Below are 22,887 nucleotides of genomic sequence, written 5' to 3'. Positions count from 1 at the left end.
GGGGGAGTATTGAGGGGGGGTGTTCAATTTAGAGGGGGATTTGAAAGTCTCCCCCTCTAACTCCCCCCTAAAAAGGAGGGAATCTTCGTCACTTCGTTTTTCGGATTGACAATTCTTTGGTGTATTTTTGGGAGTATTGAAGGAGCGGTGTTATGCCTCCTCAAATTGTTTTAGTAACCTACCTCTTTTACCTCGTTTTCAATTGGTAATCCTTTAAGGAAGCGTATTACATTTTTAACGGAATCTTCCCACATTTTTTGAGGCGTTACATCAGTAAATCCTGCTGCGTGTGGAGTCATTATGATATTTTTTAAGCCATGGAAAGGATACCTTGAAGGCATTGCAGTTTGCATAGGAGCTTGTGGATATACCCACCACGTATCAATTCCTGCGCCCCTCAAAATTCCATTTTTAAGTGCAACAAAAAGATCTTCTTCATTAACCACTGCACCTCGTCCAACGTTCACAAAAAATTTACCTGCCATTTTTTCAAACAACCTTCTATTTATCATTCCTTTTGTTTCTGGTGTAAGAGGTAATGCACAAACAACAAAGTGTGCCTTCTCAACTGCCTTTTCAATTTCTGCGTGTGTATAAATCTCATCTACATTAGGAATTTTACCATCAACCTTTTCCCTTTTTACGCCAATTACATACATGTGAAATACTTTTGCAAATCGTGCAATTTCTTTTCCAATGCTTCCAAGTCCGAGGATCGTCATTGTCTTTCCTTCGAGGCTTATTACTGGCTCTCTTGACATCCACCCGTGCCAATAACCAATTCTTAAATCTCTATCGCCTTCAACTACATTTTTAGCAAGCGCAAGGACAAGTGCCATAGCAAACTCTGCAACTGCTGTTGCGTTTGAATGCACGTTTGCAATCTTTATTCCGCGTCTTATAAGCTCAGGAATGTTGTAGGTGTCAACTCCTGCAAAAGGTACTTGAATGAATTTGAGATTTGGAGCATTGTTTAGGTCGTTTTCAGTTAATGATCCCGAAATTACTGCAACTGCATCTTTGAGTGCATCTTCCTTTTCGCTGTCATCTTTTGGAATAACAACCTCAACATTCTCAAAATCAAATTCCTTTTTATACTTATCAAACATCTCCAATAAATTTTTAGGATAGTTTCCCATCACAACAACTTTCATATAAACCTCCATAAAAGAATTTGAACTTCTATCTAAATTATACTCTCAATAATCATATTTTGCTCTATTGACAAAAATTTTTTTGTTTTAATATTTTTCAAAATAATAGTATAATGTTTGAGAAGTTAAAATGGGAAGGAGTTTAATGAAAAAGAAGAAGGGGTTTAGTCTAATTGAAGTGATTATTGCAGTTACTATATTTGCTGTTGTAACTACTGCTCTCCTTTATGGTTATTATTCCTACTACTCTTTTGTAAAGGATTTAAGATACAAGTCAATTGGTTTAAATTTAGCACAACTTCAATTAGAAGATGTAAAGAGTCTTTCTATTTCTGTTATAGATTCCTTAATAAAGGGTGGTCAATTCCCCACTACTGTTACATATGATGCGCCTAATTATCCTCAAAAGCCATCTTCACCACCACCACCAAGTTCTCCATATTTTATAGACTATGGGACTACATATAACAACGTCTATGACTCTATTCAATACGATCCTACGACTAATAAGTATTATCCAATGGATGGTTCATATAGAGTAGAACATATTCTTAATGTTTGCGGTATCGAATCAGAGACCGGAACTGCAACAAATCCTCCGCCAGTCCCAGATACAAGTGGTATTATGCTTCCACCAAACATTGAGATTGCGCCTAGATTAAGGGTAGATACAATTACTAATCAATCTTACTATGATTTTACCATTATCTTGCATAAGGAAGTATATCCTCACTATACAAAAAGGATTATCATTATTGACAAAACTCCTACGATTACTGACCTAAGAAACAAAATCTATGAAATAAAAATTATTGTGTATTGGATGGTAGGGAATAATCAAAAAAGCGTAATAGTTACAGGAGAAAAAAGCTATGCAAGAAGTCAGACAACACCGTAGGGGTTTTACGATTATTGAGGTTGTAGTTTCTCTTGCTATACTTTTAATAATCTTTTCCCTTGCATTTTCTGGGATTTCAAGTTTTCTCAGGATAAGAACCTATTATGATCAGGAGATGACGCTTCAACAGAATTTTAGATATGCACTTACAAAAATAACTGGAGACTTAATGCAGGCAAGTAAACCTAACGATGCTAATTTTGATATAATTCTTAAGCCAAATGACAGTTTAAACACAGGAAATGCTATGGGAGAAGAACTTATTTTTACATACTATGATGGAACAAACACTTGGGATATTAGATACAGGATGGAACAAACCAATAATGGTAATGCTGTCTATAAGGTGAAGTATCCTCATGGAACAAATCCTACTTCAATTGGAGAGCCAGTAACAGAATATATGAAGCAACTTGTAAAGTTGTATTTTGTAAGACAGGGTGGGAAGGTTGTAGTAATAATGGTTGGGAAAATTAATTATTTTGGAAAAGAACAAAGTGTATCGTATACATCTTTGATTTTTTCAAGAAATTCGAATGAACAATCACCATAAGGAGGTGAATATTATGAATATTAGAAGAAAAGGAGTTGCTTTAATAACTGTAATATTAATAAGTGCTTTAGTTTTAACATCAATCATTGGGATAGTGTTGAAGGTAGTTCCAGAAAAAGCAATTTCTAATGCACAATCTACTTCCCAAAGAGCCTTGACTGCAGCGGAAGCATGTGTATCTCAAATTGCTTTTGATTTAAGAAATGCAGATTTAGGAAATAATGTTATAAACCCCCCAAATGTTTATCACTATCTTACGGTGGATAATGTCAAATCAATTGTAAGAAATGGTGCAGGATATATTTTGGAGTTAAACGAAGCATCACTTTCTTCAAGTCCCGATACATACTATAAAGCAAAGATTAAAAGATTGAGCAAAGGCGATGTTAATGGTTGGGATCCTGATACAGGGTTAGACGGCGATAAGACGATTTTTATTGGTATTTATGCTCTCGGTATGGTAAAACAGAATGGTCAAATTGTATCACAATCCGCTGTTTATACTGAAATGGCTGTAACATATCACAAGAAAACAATTCCTGCAACACAAGTTATGCCAAATTCTGCAGTTTTTAATTACGGAATTTTCTCTGGGTCGGACATTGCATTTAACGGCAATGCTCAAGAAGTTGCAGGTAATGTGTTTGCAGATGGCAATATTGATCTGGGACCTGCAGAAGACAAGATAAGAATTGCTTATGATCCAACATACGGCGGAGGCACAGCATATGCAGTGGGACAGATTACAGGAAAAGGTGTTGCGCAGGTTGGTGCAAAACCGGGTCAGAATCCTATTGAGTTTCCGATGCTAAATACTGATTACTACAAAGCTTTTGCACTTGCATTCAAAACTGGTCAACAGCCTTACGACGGAAGCGTTTCGGGATTTCCCAATACAACAGATCCAATAGTAAAGTCTATAATTGTTTCTTATCTTGGTTCAACTTACAATTCAACAATCGACCAAATTGCAGCATTCTATAACGACTTATCCAATAAATCAGGTTTATTTGCAGGACTTGATGTTGCTAAATGGCAGCAACTAAAGAGTTATGCTAAAAATATAGTCTATTTTGTTGAAGGAGATGTACATATAAACGGCAATGTTAAGCTTCAAGGAACTATCGTAATAAACGGCAACCTCATAATAAACGGAAACTCTACTATAGATAATGACGGAGCACTTGCAATGCTTGTAAACGGAAATGTGGAACTTGCAAACGGTAATGCTTTATTAAAAGGCATTTTCTATACCACAGGCAGTTTCACGGGAGGCGGAACTTTTGATCTGTATGGAGCTCTTGTCTCTAAAGGAGCAGTTAATCTTAACGGAACTTATAATGTGTATTATAGACCCGTTGATATGTCAAATTTAAGCATTGTTGGGACACCTGGAAGTTCCGGCAGTGTCCAAAACATCATTACTTCTGCAGAACAATCGGGAAATGCATGGAGAAAGATTTCAATAGATGATTTTATCAATGCTACACCGTTCTAAAAAAGGCTTTACTCTTATAGAACTATTGACAGTAATAGTGGTGTTAATGATATTAATTGGAGTTTCGATGTCTATTATGCCTAACGTTTTAGTTGAAAAGAATCTTTACAACGCAGGAGTTCAAATACAGCAAAGCTTACTCTATGCTCAAAACAAGGCAATAACTTACAGTACTTCACAAAGTTCTGGGAATTTTGAAATTTATTTTTTCCCTCAATTGAATACTTATTATGTAGAGAAAGATATAAATGCACGTTTTGATCCTAATACAAATTCAATAACAGGAAAAGTAGAGAAAATTGTTCTTCCTTCAAATATAAAAATAAAAAGGATTTATTTAGCTAAATCTGATGATACTACAACCATTTTATCTCCGCCACTTACTTATGTTTCAATAGTATTTGATAATTTCGGGAATCCTAATTATTACAGTAAAGATAAAAATTATGGTATATTTCTTTCTAATAACAACGAGACCAAAATATTAGGCATCTACATTTCGAAATTGGGGAGCGTATCTATTGATTGGGTTAAAAGGTAAGTGAAAAAATGAATAAAAGGAGAAGGGGATTTACTATTATCGAAACTATGATCTCAATTGTTATTGTTACCTTTATTGTTGTTGCTGTGACTACTGTTGCTATTTCTATGAATGTTTCAGAAAAAAGGAAAGAAAGCTTTCAAGAAGCTAAAGACATTGCTAACTATGTAATTGATTATATAAGGTCAAGAAACGTAACATATGACAACAATCTTGGCTTTGGTGTAAATCTTTTTGGTAATGATGAAAATCATCCCTTACCTGGTCTTATTGATAATTATGGTAATCCTCTCTCGATTAACGTCAATCCAATAACGCCAAACGGCAAATATAATGATAAACCTTCTGCATTTTATTTCTTGCTTCAAGGTTTCGTCTCTCTTGGTGAAAATGGCTATATTATAGACTCGAATCCATCTTTGGAAGATGCAAACCTTTTTACTTCCTCCGGCAAATACTATGATAGAGTGGCTTCTAACCCAATTGTTGTGAGGTTCCCTCTAAGTGCAACTATAAATGGAGCGCCAAATCCAAACAAAATAAATTTCTTCAATCCAGGTTTAAACTATATACCAAAGATTTATGTGAAAGCCAAGGCATTTACTGACGGAAGAAATCCAAACTATACACCATATTTTACAAATGATGGTTCTTTATCTTCTAAAACAACTGATTACAATGGTTTTAGAGTTTTAACAAAAGTTGTTGCAAGAAAACAAAAAGCAAACGATCCAGACCATGTCCAGTGGTTTGATGTAGAAGTAACTGTATATTGGATGGAAGGTAAATTAGAAAAGTCTTACCAGACAAAAACAAAACTTACTGTTTATGTGGGGAGCTAATGAGAAGAGGATTTACCCTTATTGAGCTCATGGTGTCAATGGTTATAATGCTTATTCTACTTTATATCGGTTTATCATCTTTTTCTTATATAAATGCCTTTGCAAGATATATTTCAGTAAATCAAAATATTCAGGAAAATATAGATACATTTCTTTCTCAGCTTAAGAAAGAACTTATGCAAACGTCAACTTTAGATGATGGAACTGGATTTTCTGGTGTTGATTTTCCTCAATACAATCCAAATAGTGACTCCAAAAGAGATTTATCAGATATCGTAACGCCATATCCTCTTGACCCAGTTCATGATTATTACTCATTTCTTCCGAATGCTTCTCCAATTCTCCGGTTTTATATTCTGGATAGTTCTGGTGTGAAACATAGAATAACCTATACCTTAGGTGTTCCTAGATTTAAAGGAAATTATGCAGGAATTCCCAAGAATTATTGGCTAAGTAGAATTTACGAACCTTGCGAAGTATTATACTCTAACGAAATTTGGGACGGAACAAAATGGAGTGGAATAACATCTCAACCTATTACAGAACAGGTGATAACTAATTTTGCCGTAATAAGACCAAGCTATTCACCTAAAGTTTTTCAAATAATCGTTGAAGCGTTTCTTAAGGACCCTACTTCAAGAGAAGGAAAAAGATTCATTAGAATGATACAAGTAACTTTAAAACAATAGGAGTTGAGTTAAATGAATACAAGAAAAGGCTTTTCAATGATTTTTGCCGTGCTTATGGGGGTCTTAATGATGATACCTGTTTTAATGTTATTCTCTTCAACTACTACCCGTAATTTTACAACTTCAGGAGAGGCAATATCTGATAGAGCACTTGTTGTTGCAGATTCTGCTGTTGAAAATATTCTTAATACCATTAATACGTTTAGTTTTCCATATAATGCCCCAGTGGTAAATGATAATGATCAACAAGAAGCTTTAATAAAAACAAGGGATTATGCGATAGCAGTAAGACTTTCTGAATTAAATGGTGGTGTGCCGAGTTTAGATGATCCGATCGGTTCTTACAATGCGATTATTAATAATGTTTCTACTTATCTTTTTAAGGCGGATGATAATGTATGGTTTGCAGTTTGGGATCCTTTAAATAATAAGATTGCTTCTGTTGCATCTGTGGGACCTGACGGTGATATCAAAAGTAGAACGATTAAGAATTTAACAACAGGCGATACATACAACAATATCAGTGAAATTGACCCGAATTACAAACAAGATAATCTCTGGTTTGAAGTGGATACAAATACTCAATATTCGCTGGGATTTCCTGACAAATGGGTTATAAAAGCAACTGCATACAATCTTTCCAAACCTGAAATTTATAGAAGTATTGAGACACATGCTGTTAGAGGTCAGTTGGGAATTAGTACTAGCACAATAACGCAGCAACTTGCAAACGGGAATTGGTATAGAAGGAAAACTGACGCAGATTCCACAACTGTTTATTACAGTGATTTTTCTGGTTTATTTCATACAAAAGCATATTTTGGAAAATATGAGGTGACGAAGGGAATGATAAGATCTGATAGCGATCTTTATATGGGAGGATGGGCACAAGATCCGGTGTATGCATCGGGAACAGTTTACGATCAGGCAATAGATGCTAATTGGGCACGTACTGGAAGATTTGGTCCTGATCAGAAAAATCTTTCCTGGGCTTACAATTCTGGATATGCAAAAAATGGATATCCACAAGCTCAATGGCCCAATGGAGATTTGGCATTAAAAGGTTCAACTCCTGTTAGGAATCCTTCTGATCCAAATGGCGGAATGCAAGATAAAGCACTGCCTGGTTACTACATAAATGGTAACGCAACTATAGTTTTTGTTGTTGAAAATAATGCAGGTAAGGTCATTATTAATGGCACCAAGAAAGATTTACCTCCAAATGGCGTAATTTATGTTGAAGGAAATGCAACAGTTTCGGGAACAATTAAAGGAAGAGTAACCGTGGGTTCAGGCGGGAACATTTATATAGGCGGGAATATTTTATATAATACTCCACCTCGTACCGATAAAAATATGCCGGTGAACGGTAGTCCAGATGCTTTGGGGCTTGTTGCATACAATAATATTTATATTCCATACTCAACATTCAAGAATTATCCCCAACTTGAGGTAGATGCTGCAATGATGGCTGTTCATGGTTCATTTGGTGTAACCGATGACTATCCTTGGAGACCAATGGATACCTCTGGAAAATATTTAGCAAAGTGGTATGGTGCACAAGCTGAGTGGAGCACTGATAATGCGCCGTGTTTGGTAAATGGAGATTATGTTAAGGGTTATGAAATCCAACAAACTTATTATGATTACAATCTTTTTGATTTTGGTGCGCCTCCATTTTATCCAGCGACGAATTCAAGAACTGATGTTCAATGGAAAGTTAGATATGAAGTTGTAACTGATCCTTCTATAAATAATTATTTAAGATCGCTAACAAAAGATAAACTGATTCAGATCAGTCCAACTGATCCTGATTATGATCCTAACTATCCTTACAAATATACTTACAATGGGGTCACGTATTACTATGGAACGGTATTCAATATCTCTACAGTTTACACTGCTCAGGCTGGTTTTAACAAAACACCAATGTATAGAATTGTGTGGAAGGAAAATATTGCAAATAAAGTCAAGCCATAATATGGATATCAAAAAGCGGATTAGATTTGGTTTTTCTTTAATTGAGTTATTAGTTGTAATAGTAATTGCTTTAATTCTACTGGGAATTTCTTTACCTTACTTAAATAGTTTTATGTTGAGTAGAGAGCTTGAGGAGGTTTCGTGGCAAATGGTCCAAGATTTAAGATTAGTTAAGGAGTCGGCTATTTTATACCAGCAAGATCTGCGAATCTATTTTTGTACAGAACCGGCCTCCTCAAGGACTTTTTATATGTTTGAAACATTTCAAAAAGACCCACTTAATGCAGTCCACTATACACCTTACGATATACCCGATGGTATACACTTTGTAAAAAGAGAACTTAAGTATAATTTCAAGTTTACTGCACATAAGCCTTTTAAACCATTTGGTTGGATAAACGGAAAGGAATACTATTATCTTGAGTTTTATTGCGGGAAAGATAACCATTTTAGAGGACAGCCAAACAGTTTTGATACTATTGAAATACAAAATGCATTGGGCACAAAGAAATACTATGTAATTGTAGATATTGCGGGAAGAATTAAAATGAGCGGTGGCAAAAACTAATTTTGTTGTTCCTGGCTCTTATCTATTTTTATTTCAACAGTTTTAATCTCGGGAATGTCTTTAAGGGTAGAAAGTAGTGCCAGAATGACTTTCTCAAAAACTGAATAAACATATTTGTTTGCTGGAAGGCGTTTACCATTTACTTTTATTTCAATCATGTCTCCTCCTAATAAGTTGTTCTCAATGTAATCTCTAACTTGAGCTAAGGCTTTTGCCCTATGGCTTATCTTATTTTTTATTTCTGTGCCTAATTGAGAGAAACTTTTATCAAATCCGTTAGGTTTAAAGATTGGATCGTATCCAAAGCCTGAGTTCCCATAGCGAATTTCTTTTAAGATTTCTCCCTCAACGACACCTTCAAAACTTACAAATTTATCTTCGTCTGGATTGTAGAGTACACTTACACACCTAAAGCGTGCCTTTCGGTTGTCTTTATCTTTAAGAAGGTCAAGAATGTTTTTCATTTTTTCCTCAAATGGAGTATCTTTACCAAGATATCTTGAAGAAAAAACTCCAGGAAGTCCATTCAATGAATCAATTTCAAGACCAGAATCATCTGCAAGTGTTATAAGTTTGTATTTTGTCCCGTAGGTCTTTGCCTTTATAAGAGCATTTTCAAGGTATGTTGAGCCCGTTTCTTCAACATCAGGAGCATTTTCTGGAAGAGAAATTAATTTGACAGGTATTTCCCCAAGAATTTCTTGAATCTCTTTAAGTTTTCCTTTGTTTTTTGTTGCTACAAGAATTTTTAGCATCGCTTAATTATAACTAAACTTTTCAAAATAAAAAACGGGTCAGGCGGAGGGATACCTGACCCGAGGAGGTGTGCATCTTTTGGACAGGCAAGGGGGAACGCCTGTCTCTGATTTTATTACGGAGGAGAGGGGGAAGCTCCTCCGTTGACCAAAAAGGATTTTTGGAGGGAGTCTGGCGGAGAGAGCGGGATTCGAACCCGCGGAGGGGTTTTAGGCCCCTCACTCGCTTAGCAGGCGAGTGCCTTCAGCCTACTCGGCCATCTCTCCAAACCGCAATTATTATACTCTACTTTACAAATTTTTGCAAGTAATAAATAGAAAACGTCATTTTAAGGAAGTAAAATTGAACTCCAAATACTCTTAGAGGAAAATTATCAAATTATTTTCTAAAAATCAACTCCGGGTATTTTTGCTCTAATGTTTGCAAGATCTGGTTTTTTCTCAACTTCCTTTGCAAAATTTTCTTCTCTCAATAAATTCTTGTATTTTGGATCTTGGAATGAATAAGTAAAATTCGTATGTACATCATACCGCCCTTCCATAATGGCTACAGTATCCTCTGTCATTACAAGCTCCTCATCAGTTGGAATTACAAAAACTCTTACTTTAGAGCCCTCTCCTGTAATATCAGTTTCTGCGTTTCTTGTAAGGGAAAGATTATTTTTCTTCTTGTCAATAACAACGCCAAAATTTTCAAGACCTATAAGTGCCTTTTCGCGGAAGATAGGACCCATTTCGCCAACGCCTGCAGTAAAAACAATTGCATCAACTCTACCTAAAACTCCCATATATGCCGAAATATATTTTTTTAGCCTGTAAGTTTCAATATCTATTGCAAGTTGTGCAAGAGGATCGCCTTGTTCTGCTGCAATTTCAATATCTCGTCTATCGGTATATTTTCCATTTGTGATTCCAAAGACTCCGCTCTTTTTATTTAAAATGTCGTTCATTTCTTTGGAAGACAATCCCAACTTATCCATCATGTAAAGATCAATTGCAGCGTCGTGATCACCTGCACGCGTTCCCATAACAAGTCCTTCAAGAGGTGTGAAGCCCATGCTTGTATCAACAGAAATACCATTTTTAACTGCATCAATACTTGCACCATTTCCGAGATGAGCAATTACAACGTTGGTTTCAAATGGATTTTTTCCCAAAAGCACTGCTGCTCTTTTTGCAACATAAAGAAAAGAAGTTCCATGGAAACCATACCTTCTTATGTGATACTTTTCGTACCACTCTCTTGGAAGTGCATAAATAAAGGCATGCTCTGGCATTGTTTGATGCCATGCAGTGTCCATAATTGCAACGTGTGGGACATCTGGAAGGACATTCATAGCTGCTTTGATACCTAAGATATTTGGTGGATTGTGAAGGGGAGCAAGATCTTGAAGTTCTTCAAAGGTTCTTAATGCTTCGTCAGTAATTAGAACAGATTTATTAAATTTCTCTCCTCCGTGTACAACTCTATGTCCTACTGCTTTTACTTCTTTTACATCTTTTATAACTCCAAGTTCTTGATCTACAAGTGTCTTTAAAATTAATTCAATTGCCTCTTTATGTGTGGGGCATTCACTTGCAATTTTTACAGTTTCTCTCCCTGGCACTTCATGTTTGATAAAAGACCCACCAATTGTAACTCGCTCAACAATTCCTTTGGCTAAAATTCTTTTCTCGCTCCATCGATAAAGTTGGTATTTTACTGAAGAGCTACCACAGTTTAGTGTTAAAATATCCATCTATTCCTCCCATTTATTTTTAATTAGATATGAAATTATATACAATTTCTGAGTGAGGTCAACATCAAGGACGACAATTCTTCTTCGAGTTTTAAGATTTAATGTGACTGGAACGAAATTTAAAATTCCTTTAATTTTACTCTTCACTATAACTTCTTCTACATCAGAAACTGCTTCAACTGGAACAGCAACTATTGCTATCTCTATGTCTTCTTTTTCTGTTATTTCAGAGAATTTTTCTATATGATACACAGGAATGCCGTTTATTTTTTTGTTAATTTTCTCTGGGTCAATATCAAACATGGCTTTAACATCGTAGCCTACTTCTTTAAACCCTCTGTATTTGGACAAGGCTGTACCTAAAGAACCAGCTCCGATAATTGCAACATTCCATTTTCTTTTAGTTCTTAAAATTTTTTCAAGCTTCTTCAAAAGATTTTCAACATCGTAACCTTCGCCAGTTTTTCCGAATTTCCCAAAATATGACAGATCCTTTCTAACTTGCTCTGGTGTAGTTCTTGTATGTTGAGCCATTTCAAATGAAGATATTTTTTTTATACCCTGTTCTTTAAGGTGTCTTAAGCACCTTACATAAATTGCCAATCTTTCAATTGTTGCGAATGGTATTTGCATTTGTACCTCCTTACATTATTTTTTTCACAATTGTAAAGTTTCACAATTTATTTTAATAAAAGTTTTTAAAAATCAAAATGTTTTGAATTTTTGTGAAAAGATTATAAAATTGAGATATGAAAGTTTATGTTGGAGTAAGCGGAGGAGTTGACAGTTCTGTTGCACTATACCTATTAAAAAAACAGGGATATGATGTTGTTGCAGTTTTCTTTAAATTAGAGAAAGATGAAAGTTTGTCAAGGTGCTGTAATATTTCTAATGCAGAGATTGTTGCAAGAAAATTTGAGATACCTTTTATCGAAATTGATGTATCGGAAGAGTTTAATGTCCTTGTAAAAGAGTACTTCTTTAAAAGTTTAAAGGAGGGCTTTACTCCTAATCCATGTACTGTGTGTAATGAAAAAATAAAGTTTGGTATAGGTTTTGAAAAAACAAAATTGCTTTTTGGTGACGGACTCTTTGCAACAGGACATTACGCTCGCAATGAAGATTTACACTTGAAAAAGGGAATTGACCCCATAAAAGACCAATCTTATATGCTTTGGCGCCTTAAAAAAGAGGATTTAAAGAACATCATATTTCCCTTGGGAACTTACTTAAAAAGCGAAGTAAAAAAAATTGCAGAATCATTGGATCTTCCCCAATCAAAAGAAAGTGAAGATTTATGTTTCGTTAAGGGAAACATAAAGGATACTATTAAAGAAATCCTTAAAGAAAAAGAAGGAAATATCATTAACAAATTTGGAAATATTTTAGGAAAGCACAAAGGAGTTCAATTCTATACTATAGGACAGAGAAGTGGTCTTAATGTTTCTTACAAGGAGCCTTTATATGTTATAGATACTGACCCAATTACAAATACGGTCGTTCTTGGTACTTATGAAGATTGCCTATTCAAGGGGGCAGAATTAACAGAGGTAAATTTTCTTGAAGAAGTAGAACCTGATAAGATTTACAAAGCAAAAGTTCGATACCAATCAAAGCCTGCTGATTGCTTAGTTAAAAACACAAATGGACAAATCGAAGTTGAATTTTTAGAGAAGCAGTTTGCGGTTACAAAGGGACAGAGTCTTGTTGTTTACGACAACGATATTATTGTGCTTGGTGGGGTAATAAAAAGGGCAATAAAGTAGTAAAATAATATAAGGAGGCAAAAATGAAAATTGCGCCAAGAGAATTAATTTGGAAAGACTTTAGAAAAATGCAAAAAGAACATGATTTATATACATCACCTGAAGTTGAAGATTTGCTTTTCATGCAGACAATTGAAGGACATTCCCACAATGGCGATGGAGCTTTTGAGGGGAAGAAGTTTGTCGATACAACAATTGATGATATTGTAATTGCACTTGGAAGGGATTCTTTCATTGTTAGAAGTTCAAGACAGCTTTTAATTGACGAAATCTATGAATATGCAAGATCTGTAATGAAAGGCGAAAGAAGGACACATCTTGTAAACAAAAAAGGCGAACCTCTTATGCGTTGTCCGTTATTCTTAGAAGTGGAGGTGGATCCCGAATCAGTTCTTAGAGGACTATATCTTGGCGGTTTTATGGATGATTTTGAAACAAGGAAACTTGCAAATCAAAAATTCAACCTCAATATGGGTGGCGGGAAACCATATCTTGTTGATATGCATGTTATGGAAAAATTAGGGCTTGATGGCGAACAGCTTGCGCATGGAGATCATGAAGATAAACTTGAAGAGTATCGAAGGGTAGGGCTTATCATTGATCCAACGAATGTAGATTTCCTTAAACATTCATACATAAGGTTCCAATATATAAGGCACAAAAAAGGATTGGGTGTTTCCGATGATCTTGCAGTGCTTGTTTCGGGAAAGCTTTACAATATAAGTACTGCACTTGGCGCATATCTTGCGGATGCTATTGATACTCTTGATAAGTTTTCGCTTCACTTTTTTGAACAAGATGAGGCACTTGCAGAAGAAATTGAAAGAAATTTCAAAAACCTAAATCTCACAAGAGAAGATGTTTTAAACTTTATACGACTTATTGCAATACCCGAGGGAATGGAAGATGATATTCCTGATTCTTCACAGCGATATTTCCTTGAAGTTAACAAAGAGGCACAAATGACAACTATTGAATCTCATTTGCGATATCTTGAGGGAAAGTCATATCCGCAGTTTAAAATTGCCTATGAAAGAATTTTTAATACAGACCTCTACGCTTATTTAGAAAAGATTTTGAGGTAGTGCGTTGGGGCTTGACAAGGTTTTAGGACAGGATAGAGCAATAAACTATTTAAGAAAACTTTTAGAGAGGAGAGCTTTACCTTCAACCCTTATATTTGTAGGTGAAAAAGGCGTTGGGAAGAAACTTGCAGCAGTCGAGTTTGCAAAGGCTTTGAATTGCAAGGTAGACCCTCTCAATGGATGTGATAAGTGTAAATCGTGTATTGCAATTGAAAACCGTGTGCATCCTAACCTAAAGATTGTTGATAAAGAAACAATAGGGATTGATGATATTCGTGATATTATCGATAACTCTTATGTGCCTTATGAGGGGTATAAAGTAAATATTTTTGTAGATGTAGAGAATGCAACAATCCAAGCATTTAACAGTATGTTAAAATTCCTCGAGGAACCTCCAAAAAATACCTTAAACATTCTAACCTGTGAAAATTTAGAAAACCTTCCCGAAACAATTGTATCAAGAGGTGTTATTGTAAAGTTTGGAAAATTGCCGTTAGAAGTTGTCAAAAAAATAGTAAAAAAATCTGTTGAAGATGATGAAAGGGCTTCAACTATTGCGCACATTTTGGATGGAACCTTAAAAAATCTTGAACAATTGACAAAAGAGGAAACATACAAAAAGAGAAAACAACTTTTAACATCATTTTTGAATCTTATTAAGAAAAAAGAAACAGGTACAAAATTTATTTTAAGGTTCAAGGATTATTATGGAGACTTTAACTACATTACAGTTAATGACTTTATAGACGAAGCAATTGACCTATTGAAAGATGTGATGTTCATAGTAGTTAAAAAAGAAACAGAAATTATAAAAAATATTGACTTGTTGGGTTTTATTGCGGATGAATTCCTTGCGTTCAGTTTAAAAAAGATAAAAGAGATATATGTACTTCTTACCAAAGCAAAAGAGGGACTTTTGACAAATGCAAATGCAATGCATATAATATTAAGTGTAATATTTACAATTGAGAATATTTGAAAGGGTTGAAAAATATGGAAATAACGGAAAACAAAGTGATATTAGCAGGTGTAATGATAAGAAAAGATATGCACACATATTTCATTCCAAGAGAAGATTTAACCTTTAAAATCGGGGACCTTGTGGTTGTTAAAAAAAATGAAATGGTGACTCTTGGTAAGATAACACGTCCATATGTAAAGATGGATGCCAAATTATACGATAAATTAAAAGAAAGATTTGGCATAATGAGAATATTGCGAAGAGCAAACGAAGATGACTTAAAATATTTTGAGAACCTTGCAAAAAAGGAGAATAATGCTTTCAAGATTTGCAAACAAAAGATAAAAGAACATGGACTTCCAATGCACCTTATCGAAACTGTATGGGATGAAAGTGAAAAGGAATATGTTTTTTACTTTACAGCAGATTCAAGAGTGGATTTTAGAGCACTTGTAAAAGACCTTGTCTCAACTTTTAATACCAAAATTAAACTATGGCAGGTTGGAGCAAGAGATGCAATGAAGTTTTTTGGTGGTGTTGGTCCGTGTGGGTATCCTATTTGCTGTACAAATTTTCTTAAAGATATTGAAAGTATTGAACTAACATATGCAAAGATGCAAAATCTTCCAATGAATGTATCAAAAATTACAGGTGCATGTGGAAGGCTTGTCTGTTGCTTAAGATACGAATTAAAAGAGGGAGAACCAATCAAATTAGAGCAAATAAAGTTGGAGGATATAAACTTTGATGGAAAAGAATAAGTTAAGAGTAGGACTTATTGGTACATCTGAAAGGCCAAATGAACCTGTAAGTGAAGAAGTTAAACAGATTGCTTACAGGTTTGGGTATCTTGTGGGATTAGAGGGTTTTATACTTTTTTCAGGTGGGCGTGATGGAGTTATGGAGGCAGCATCGCATGGAAATTTTGATGCTCATGGAATAAATGTTGGGATTCTTCCTTCAAATAGCGTTGATGAGGCAAATCCCTATGTAACGATTCCTATTACAACTGGTCTTGGGATGGATTTTCGCTCAATTCTTATGATTCACACAGTTGATGTAACGGTAATGATTGGTGGAAAAATTGGTACCCTTCTTGAGCTTGTCTCTACTTATCAAAACGGAAAACCTGCAATTGTAATAAGAGGAACAGGTGATTTTGCTGATTCGATAGAACAAATCCTTATTGATGGAAAATACTTTGACTCAAGAAAAAATGCTGAAATATATTTTGTAGATACTCCCGAGGAAGCAATTAAAAAGATAAAAGAGATCTTTCATCTCAAATGATTCCAGAATTACTCAAGATTAAGGGTTTTTTAAGTTATAGAAACGAAGCAGTCCTTGACTTTAACCAAATTGGAGATGTGATTCTCATCACAGGAGATAACGGACATGGGAAATCTTCAATTATTGATGCAATTGTTTATGCGTTTTTTGGAATTGCACGTGGTATCACGAGAAACAAACAGGATGTTGTAAATATTGACGAAAATTTACTTTCTATAGAACTCATCTTCAGGGAAAAAGGGAAACGCTATAGGATTAAAAGAACTTACAGAAAAGACAAAGAAACAACAGGGCTTATATTAGAAGAATTTGATGACTCAACAGGATCTTTTAAAAATATAAGTGAAGGAAAAATTGTAGACACAGAAGAAAAGATCAAGAAAGTCTTAGGTTTTAATTACGAAACATTTATTGGGGCATCGTTTATCTTACAAGGAGCAGCTGACTTTTTCACAACTAAGACACCTGCAGAAAAGGCGGAATTATTACGTGAAATGCTCGGTCTTGATATTTATGAACGAGCAAAGGAAATTGCAAAAACAAGAAAAAAAGAAGTCTTAACAACAATAGAACTCCTTGAAAATGAAATAAAGGCAAAAGAGGAATCTCTTTTGAAAGAAGAAGACATAAAAATTGAAAAAGAAAGATTGGATAATGAAATTTCCACCCATTCTTCAAAAATAGAGACTTTAAAAGCACATATAGATGAGCTTAATAAAAAAAGGGAAGAAATATTAAGATTAAAGGAACGTTTAGAAAGCAAAAATAGAGAAAGAGAAGTTGCCTTAAAACGCATAGTCAATTTACAAAAAGAGAAAGAAAATCTTCAAAAAAACCTCGAGGAATTTACTGAAATAATAAACGAAAGAGAAGAGATAACAAAGAATTTTGAAATTCTAAAGGAGATACGTCTAAAAAAAGAAAAGGAAAGCGAAAAGGAAAAAGAATTCATTAGACTAAAAAATGAAAAAACTCTGAAAGAAAAAGAGATAGAATCAAAAGTCGAGTCAAAGACAAAAGAATTTGATATACATGAAAACAGACTTAAAGAAATACAAGATGAGATTACCTCAAGCAAAGAAAAGATAGATAAATATGAGATTTTTATAGGCAATATAATTAAGCAACGCGAAGAGGCATTACTCCAAAAAGATGTAATTAATGGAAAAATAGAAGAGCTTAAGACAAAACTGGATGGCATCTTATTAAAGGAGGAACGTTTAAAAAATACCGAAAATAGCATTAGAGATTTTGAAAAGAATCTGAAGGATTCAATCAATAAGTACGAAAAAGAAAGACAGGAGATCCTTGATAAAATTAATAAGGAAAGAGAAGAATTAGGTCAGATAGAAAATAGTATCGCCGAGGGAGAGAAAAGGTTAAATACCCTTAAAGATGATAGAACTGAACTTCAGAGCAAAGTATCTAGAAAAGAAGCAATTCAAAAAGAGATTGAAGAGATTTTAAAGAAAATTTCAGGTTTTGAAAAAAATTTAGAATTAGAAACAGAAAAAATTAACCTCATTTCAGAGTCAGATACTGCAAAATGTCCTTTGTGCGGAAGCCCACTCACAGAAGAGCATAGGCATACCCTTATAAACGAGTTTGAAGAAAATACAGTAAAACTTAAAAACCAAATTGGAGAATTAAGAGAAAAGAAATCAACTTTAGAAAAAACCTTGAAGGAATTAGAGGGCTTTTTTCAAAAACTTTCCCAAACGGATATTTTAATTGCAAAAATTGAAGAATCCCTTACGAATCTAAAAGAGAAGAAAGTCCATTTAGAAGATCAATTAAACGAAGAGACTTTGAGGCTTAAAGAAATTGAGGCAGAACTTAAAAAATTAAAAGAAGATCTTGCCTTAAATAGTGCAAAAGAAGAGGAGTTATTGTTACTTAGGGAAGAGGTTAAATCAAAGGATAAAATTCAAAATGATTTAACAAAAAGACAAGAAGAATTAGGGAAAATAGAATTGCAACTACAAAAAATTGAAAGTAGCCTTATTGAGGCATCAACAAATAAGAAAAATGAAATTGAAAAACTTACAAAACTTCAAGAAGAAGAAGCTCTGGAAAGGGAAGCTATTTTAAAATTAAGGAAAGAATTAGAAGAAAAAACCTTTATCGAGAACGAGCTCAACGAGTTAAGAACACTTCAAGGAAAAATAGAACTTTTAAATTTTGACGAGCATTTTTATAACGAACTCAAGGAAAAGGAGAATGCTTTAAAGATCTATGAGGAAAAATTTACAAAACTTGCAGTAGCAGATGCAAGGATTACTGAACTTGAAAAACAAATAGAAAAAGTTGGAAAAGACATAGAAAACACAAATGAAGAAATCAAAGAGATTGAACAGAAGATTCAAGAAATCTCTGAAAATTTGAAAAATTTTGATTATGTTGAAAAAACATTTGAAAATGAATCCCTAAACCTTGAAAATGCACAAAAGGTTTTAAATGAACTTTTAATTCAAAGGGCAAAGCTTGAGGAAAATTTAAAAGAATTAGAAAATATGAAGATTGAAATTAAAGAGAAGACAGATACTATTGAAAGGAATAAAAAACGACTTGAGGCACTTACGGCGCTTGAAGAAATTCTTGGAAGGAATGGCGTCCAACTTTCAATTATAAGCGATTATCTTCCACATCTTGAAAACGAGGTTAATAGATTCCTTCAAAGACTTACAGATGGTAGAATGTATCTTAAGTTTCTTACGGTTAAAGCTGACAAAAATTCTGAGAAGCCCACACTGGATATCATCATTTACGATAGAGGAGTTGAAAGAAGATACGAATTATTTTCAGGCGGAGAGAAATTTAGAATTGATTTCTCTTTGCGTTTAGGGATTGCAAAGTTCCTTGCCCAAATAAGAAATGCAACTCTCGAAACACTTGTAATAGACGAAGGTTTCGGAAGTCAAGATGCGAAAGGAAGAACCAATATCCTTGAAGAGATAAATAATATAAAGAGTGATTTCAAAAAAATCCTTGTGATAAGCCACTTAAACGAAATAAAAGAAAACTTCCCAAATCAAATAAGAGTTGTAAAGGACGAATATGGTTCTCGTATTGAAATTCCTTGATTTTGACTAACCCTTAACTGCACCAAGTGTAAGTCCTGAAACAATGTATCTTTGAAGAAGATACCAAACAATCATAACGGGAAGTGAAATGATTATAGAGAATGCCGCAAACTGAGACCAAGGAGTATTCCACTGTCCCTGCATATTATAGAGGGTCATTGCAAGTGTAAAGTTCTCTGGTTTTGTCAGGAAAGTCCACGCAAGCATCCATTCCATCCATCCGTTCATGAAACCGAATAGGAATGTTACCGCAATTGCAGGAAAAGATAGTGGCAAAATTATTTTTAAGAATGCCTGGTTTCTATCACAACCATCTACAAGTGCTGCCTCTTCAAGTTCTTTTGGAACCGTATCAAAATAGCCTTTGAGGTTCCATATCGCAAAGGGAACTGAGCCCGATGCATATGCAACAATAAGTCCATAGAGTGTGTTTCTTATGTGAAGAAGTGTCAATATAACGAAAAGTGGTGCAAGGGTTGCTGTTGCAGGAAGCATTTGCGTAACAATAAAACTGAGCAAGCCTATTTCTCTTCCAGGAAATTTGAATCTTGAAAACGCATAAGCAGCAGTTGATGCAAGCGCAACTGATAAAAGCGCAGTTCCTCCTGCAACAAATAAGCTATTAAAAAGAAGTTTTCCAAATGATACTGGATATGCTTCATATGGACGTGTAAGGACCTTTATGTATGCTGAAAGTGTTGCATTTTTGGGGATAATTTGAAGAGTCGTAGGGTGAAGTACATCGATGGGATTCAAAGACATTGAAACAATCCAAATAACTGGGAATATCGCAATTACAATCCATAGAATTATATATGCATGAATGTATAGGTGTTTAAGCCTTTCTATAATATGCCTTTTCATATATGACTCTCCGTTGCTCTTGTAATCCTGTTTGTGATTAAGGTGATGCCAAGTAGGATAAAGAACACTATGAGACCAAATGCACTTGCAACTCCATATAATCCACCGGGATTTACGATTTTGTATGCCTGTGTTACAAGAATTTCAGTTGTACCAAGAGGACCCCCACCTGATACAAGGTAGATAACGTTAAATTGGTTAAAAGTCCAAACAATTCCAAGCATTATTGCAGGAAGCATTGCTGATCTAATGAGAGGAAGTGTAATTTTAAAGAACTTTCCACGTTCATTAACTCCATCAATTTCTGCTGCTTCGTAGATTTCATGTGGAATGCTTTGGAGTGCGCCAGTTGCAACAACCATCATAAATGGAAATCCAAGCCATACGTTTGTTATAAGATCTGCATAAAAAGCATAAGATAAGAAGGATAAAATTTTTATAGGAGCATTGGGGCTTGTAAGCCATGGGATCTTAACTGCATGTCCTAAAATAGAGCTTAAAATCTGATTAACTGCACCAAAATCTACGTCAAACATATTTCTCCATATAAGAGCGCTGATGTATGAAGGAACTGCCCAGGGAATTACAAGAAGAGTTCTGTAGAATTTTTTTAGTGCAAGGCGCGGTGTGTTTAACGCAACTGCAAGACTAATGCCGATTGTAACGTGTAAAAATACGTTTGCAAAAGTCCAAACAACATTAAATCCAAAGGTCCTCCAAAAATTGAAGTTTTCAAGAGGAACTTGATTTGTAAAGATCTTTATAAAATTAGCAAGACCAACAAATTGGGGATGGGGATTCCTTAAATTTGTGATATTGAAGTTGGTAAAAGCCATCCAAATTTGATAAATAATTGGAAATGCAGTAATCAACCCCATAACAATTGCGGAAGGAAGTATATAGTAGTATGCAAGTTTATGTCTTCTTAGTTGTTCCCAAAGAGAAATATCTGATTTGTCAGCCATTTCTACCCCTTAAAGTAAAAGGGGGCATAAGCCCCCTATATAAATCAATCTATTTACTGACCTCTCATTGCGTTAATCTTATTTTGAATTGTATTTTGCGCTGCGTTAATTGCATCTTGTGGTGATGCTTTTCCTGCAAGAACAGAATCAATTGCAGTTTGCATAGGATCCCAAACGGCACTCATTTCTGGTGCAATTGGCATTGAAACTCCTGTTTTCATTTGTTCAAGGAAACCTGAAATGATTGGGTCAGAGGAAGTATTTACTTTTACGTTTGATGGGATGTGTTTTGCCTTTTCAAAGAATTTTTGCTCGATTTCAGCGCTTACCATAAACTTAATAAAGTCAACCGCTGCTTTCTTCTGGGTTTCATTTATGTTTGCATTAATAAAGAAGTCCTTTGTATTTACAAAAGGTGCAAATGGATTACCAGTGTCGGCAAAAACTGGCATTGGTGCAACACCAACTTTATCGCCAAGTGCCTTAGTATAATCTCCAACTGCCCAAGGCCCATTGATAATCATTGCGGCCTTTCCTTCTTTAAACATAGAATCAGCCTTTCCATAGTCATTTGCCACAATAAAGTGTTTGTCAGATGCAAGTTTCTTAAGGAAGTTAAGCGCAAGAACTCCACCGTTTCCTTGATTAACTATTGCATTGTAGTTTTCATCAAAAAGTTTCATTCCTGCTGCAAAGAAGTAGCCTGCTGTAAAGTAGAAACCAGAGTTATAAACAAATCCATAGGTGTCTCCCTTTGTAAGAGAATCAACAAGGGTAATTAACTCATTGGTATCCTTAGGAAGATTTGAAACAAGAGATTTATTATAGATTAATGCAACGCACTCCGTGGATTCTGGGAATGCCATCATGTGACCTTTGTATTTTACTTGATCTAACGCTCCTTGGACGTAATCTGCAAGGAATGTAGAGTCAAAATAAGAATCAAGAGGAGCAATAAGATTTGCCTTTGTAAAATCGCCGATCCAGTCTGCTGGACCTACAAGAATATCAGGACCGCCACCTGCTGCTGCTTCAGTCTGATATTTGTTTTTCAACTGGTCAAATGGAACTTGAAGTTGCTCAATTGTGACTTCTGGGTGTTTTTGGTTGTAAAGAGAAATTGCTTCGTTAAGTACATCAAGTTCAGAGCCGCTCCATGAGTGCCAGATTGTAAGTTTTACTGGCTGTGCTTTTGGTTTGCATCCTGCAAATACAGATGCAATGAGCGCAACCAACAATACTGTAACTAATACTTTCTTCATACCTACCTCCTTCTCTTTGATTTTTTTACATTAAATAAAAAATTCTTAAAATAATTATAATAAAATTAGCATTAAAGTCAATAACAAAAAATTCAGGATTTTTTAAAATTCACAGCTAATCATAAAAAACCTTAATTGAGTCTACGATGACTTGTGCTTCTTCAGAATGGCATTCAATGGAAGATACACTAACTCTACAATTACTTCACCAAAAAACAATTACTAATTTCTACAAGCTTTGCAAGGATGAATCTCCGCCTTTTAGGGAAGATAGAGGGGGAGAATCGCAAGCCCCCCTCTAAATTGAACACAGCCCTCTCAATACCACCAAATAATAATTTTGCCTTAGGGGGTAAGTTAGAAAGGGGGATGCCCCCTTTCTAATATTGGAGAT

The 22,887-nt window shown here is 34.8% G+C and carries 21 protein-coding genes, 1 tRNA gene and 1 pseudogene; 15 read left to right on the top strand and 8 right to left on the bottom strand.

What is annotated here, in order from left to right; genetic code table 11:
* Positions 1-170 precede the first annotated feature (170 nt).
* A complete protein-coding gene (locus ACP5SP_RS05065; protein WP_424587180.1) occupies positions 171-1,154 on the bottom strand; it encodes a 2-hydroxyacid dehydrogenase in 984 nt (327 codons plus the stop codon).
* A 145-nt stretch (positions 1,155-1,299) separates the two neighbouring features.
* Here ACP5SP_RS05065 and ACP5SP_RS05060 point away from each other — a divergent pair, with 145 nt between their 5' ends.
* From ACP5SP_RS05060 to ACP5SP_RS05020, 9 genes and pseudogenes are all read left to right on the top strand, one after another.
* Positions 1,300-2,052, top strand: a complete 753-nt coding sequence (locus tag ACP5SP_RS05060; protein WP_424587181.1) for a type IV pilus modification PilV family protein — start codon at positions 1,300-1,302, stop codon at positions 2,050-2,052.
* Positions 2,027-2,605 (top strand): PulJ/GspJ family protein, encoded by a 579-nt coding sequence (locus ACP5SP_RS05055; protein ID WP_416084956.1) that lies wholly within the window; start codon positions 2,027-2,029, stop codon positions 2,603-2,605. The genes ACP5SP_RS05060 and ACP5SP_RS05055 overlap by 26 nt, the downstream gene beginning before the upstream one ends.
* A gap of 13 nt (positions 2,606-2,618) precedes the next feature.
* A complete protein-coding gene (locus ACP5SP_RS05050; RefSeq protein WP_428076126.1) occupies positions 2,619-4,103 on the top strand; it encodes a hypothetical protein in 1,485 nt (494 codons plus the stop codon).
* On the top strand, positions 4,075-4,644 hold the full coding sequence (locus ACP5SP_RS05045; protein WP_424587155.1) for a pilus assembly FimT family protein: 570 nt from the start codon (positions 4,075-4,077) through the stop codon (positions 4,642-4,644). Before ACP5SP_RS05050 ends, ACP5SP_RS05045 begins: the two co-directional genes overlap by 29 nt.
* An 8-nt stretch (positions 4,645-4,652) precedes the next feature.
* Positions 4,653-5,486, top strand: a complete 834-nt coding sequence (locus ACP5SP_RS05040; protein WP_428076124.1) for a type IV pilus modification PilV family protein — start codon at positions 4,653-4,655, stop codon at positions 5,484-5,486.
* Entirely contained in the window at positions 5,486-6,175 is a 690-nt protein-coding gene (locus ACP5SP_RS05035; RefSeq protein ID WP_428076123.1) for a PilW family protein, read from the top strand. The genes ACP5SP_RS05040 and ACP5SP_RS05035 overlap by 1 nt, the downstream gene beginning before the upstream one ends.
* A gap of 12 nt (positions 6,176-6,187) precedes the next feature.
* The gene (locus tag ACP5SP_RS05030) at positions 6,188-8,155 is read left to right on the top strand and encodes a hypothetical protein (RefSeq protein WP_428076122.1); all 1,968 of its coding nucleotides are present in this window, start codon (positions 6,188-6,190) and stop codon (positions 8,153-8,155) included.
* 1 nt (position 8,156) lies between these two features.
* A pseudogene (locus ACP5SP_RS05025) lies at positions 8,157-8,240 on the top strand (prepilin-type N-terminal cleavage/methylation domain-containing protein); the annotation flags it as partial.
* 63 nt (positions 8,241-8,303) lie between these two features.
* Positions 8,304-8,723: a hypothetical protein gene (locus ACP5SP_RS05020; RefSeq protein WP_428076127.1), complete on the top strand. Its 420-nt coding sequence runs from the start codon at positions 8,304-8,306 to the stop codon at positions 8,721-8,723.
* Here ACP5SP_RS05020 and rdgB read toward each other — a convergent pair.
* The 4 genes from rdgB to ACP5SP_RS05000 all read right to left on the bottom strand — a co-directional run bounded on the left by rdgB (position 8,720) and on the right by ACP5SP_RS05000 (position 11,850).
* Complete coding sequence (gene rdgB / locus ACP5SP_RS05015; protein ID WP_424586903.1) at positions 8,720-9,478, bottom strand: RdgB/HAM1 family non-canonical purine NTP pyrophosphatase; 759 nt, start codon at positions 9,476-9,478, stop codon at positions 8,720-8,722. The two genes, ACP5SP_RS05020 and rdgB, sit on opposite strands and share 4 nt — an antisense overlap.
* 173 nt (positions 9,479-9,651) lie before the next feature.
* A tRNA-Ser gene (locus tag ACP5SP_RS05010) sits at positions 9,652-9,745 on the bottom strand.
* A gap of 119 nt (positions 9,746-9,864) precedes the next feature.
* On the bottom strand, positions 9,865-11,217 hold the full coding sequence (locus ACP5SP_RS05005; RefSeq protein ID WP_424586904.1) for an acetate kinase: 1,353 nt from the start codon (positions 11,215-11,217) through the stop codon (positions 9,865-9,867).
* Positions 11,218-11,850 carry a redox-sensing transcriptional repressor Rex gene (locus ACP5SP_RS05000; RefSeq protein WP_424586905.1) on the bottom strand — a complete coding sequence of 211 codons (633 nt, stop codon included), beginning with the start codon at positions 11,848-11,850 and terminating at the stop codon, positions 11,218-11,220.
* Positions 11,851-11,966: 116 nt separating this feature from the next.
* Between ACP5SP_RS05000 and mnmA the strand changes: the two genes are divergently transcribed.
* From mnmA to ACP5SP_RS04970, 6 genes are read left to right on the top strand one after another with little or no spacing between them, the layout of a single operon-like run.
* On the top strand, positions 11,967-12,983 hold the full coding sequence (gene mnmA / locus ACP5SP_RS04995) for a tRNA 2-thiouridine(34) synthase MnmA (RefSeq protein ID WP_428076121.1): 1,017 nt from the start codon (positions 11,967-11,969) through the stop codon (positions 12,981-12,983).
* Positions 12,984-13,006: 23 nt separating this feature from the next.
* Positions 13,007-14,068 carry a hypothetical protein gene (locus ACP5SP_RS04990; protein WP_424586907.1) on the top strand — a complete coding sequence of 354 codons (1,062 nt, stop codon included), beginning with the start codon at positions 13,007-13,009 and terminating at the stop codon, positions 14,066-14,068.
* Positions 14,069-14,072: 4 nt separating this feature from the next.
* Positions 14,073-15,047 (top strand): ATP-binding protein, encoded by a 975-nt coding sequence (locus ACP5SP_RS04985; RefSeq protein WP_428076120.1) that lies wholly within the window; start codon positions 14,073-14,075, stop codon positions 15,045-15,047.
* Between the two features lie 14 nt (positions 15,048-15,061).
* The gene (gene ricT / locus ACP5SP_RS04980) at positions 15,062-15,790 is read left to right on the top strand and encodes a regulatory iron-sulfur-containing complex subunit RicT (protein WP_424586909.1); all 729 of its coding nucleotides are present in this window, start codon (positions 15,062-15,064) and stop codon (positions 15,788-15,790) included.
* Complete coding sequence (locus ACP5SP_RS04975) at positions 15,777-16,319, top strand: TIGR00725 family protein (RefSeq protein WP_424586910.1); 543 nt, start codon at positions 15,777-15,779, stop codon at positions 16,317-16,319. The genes ricT and ACP5SP_RS04975 overlap by 14 nt, the downstream gene beginning before the upstream one ends.
* The gene (locus ACP5SP_RS04970; protein ID WP_428076119.1) at positions 16,316-19,402 is read left to right on the top strand and encodes an AAA family ATPase; all 3,087 of its coding nucleotides are present in this window, start codon (positions 16,316-16,318) and stop codon (positions 19,400-19,402) included. Before ACP5SP_RS04975 ends, ACP5SP_RS04970 begins: the two co-directional genes overlap by 4 nt.
* A 6-nt stretch (positions 19,403-19,408) precedes the next feature.
* Here ACP5SP_RS04970 and ACP5SP_RS04965 read toward each other — a convergent pair whose 3' ends face one another.
* The 3 genes from ACP5SP_RS04965 to ACP5SP_RS04955 are packed head-to-tail and all read right to left on the bottom strand — an operon-like array spanning position 19,409 to position 22,493.
* Positions 19,409-20,266, bottom strand: a complete 858-nt coding sequence (locus tag ACP5SP_RS04965) for a sugar ABC transporter permease (RefSeq protein WP_416084971.1) — start codon at positions 20,264-20,266, stop codon at positions 19,409-19,411.
* Positions 20,263-21,231, bottom strand: coding sequence for a carbohydrate ABC transporter permease (locus tag ACP5SP_RS04960; RefSeq protein WP_416084972.1), 969 nt, complete (start codon positions 21,229-21,231; stop codon positions 20,263-20,265). Before ACP5SP_RS04960 ends, ACP5SP_RS04965 begins: the two co-directional genes overlap by 4 nt.
* A 53-nt stretch (positions 21,232-21,284) precedes the next feature.
* Positions 21,285-22,493 (bottom strand): sugar ABC transporter substrate-binding protein, encoded by a 1,209-nt coding sequence (locus ACP5SP_RS04955; RefSeq protein WP_416084973.1) that lies wholly within the window; start codon positions 22,491-22,493, stop codon positions 21,285-21,287.
* Between the last annotated feature and the right edge of the window lie 394 nt (positions 22,494-22,887).

Origin of the sequence: Caldisericum sp. (genome assembly GCF_049967455.1) — a bacterium.
GTDB classification, from domain to species: domain Bacteria; phylum Caldisericota; class Caldisericia; order Caldisericales; family Caldisericaceae; genus Caldisericum; species Caldisericum exile_A.
The sequence above is the reverse complement of the archived record's forward strand: the minus strand, read 5'-3'. Positions and strand labels throughout refer to the sequence as shown.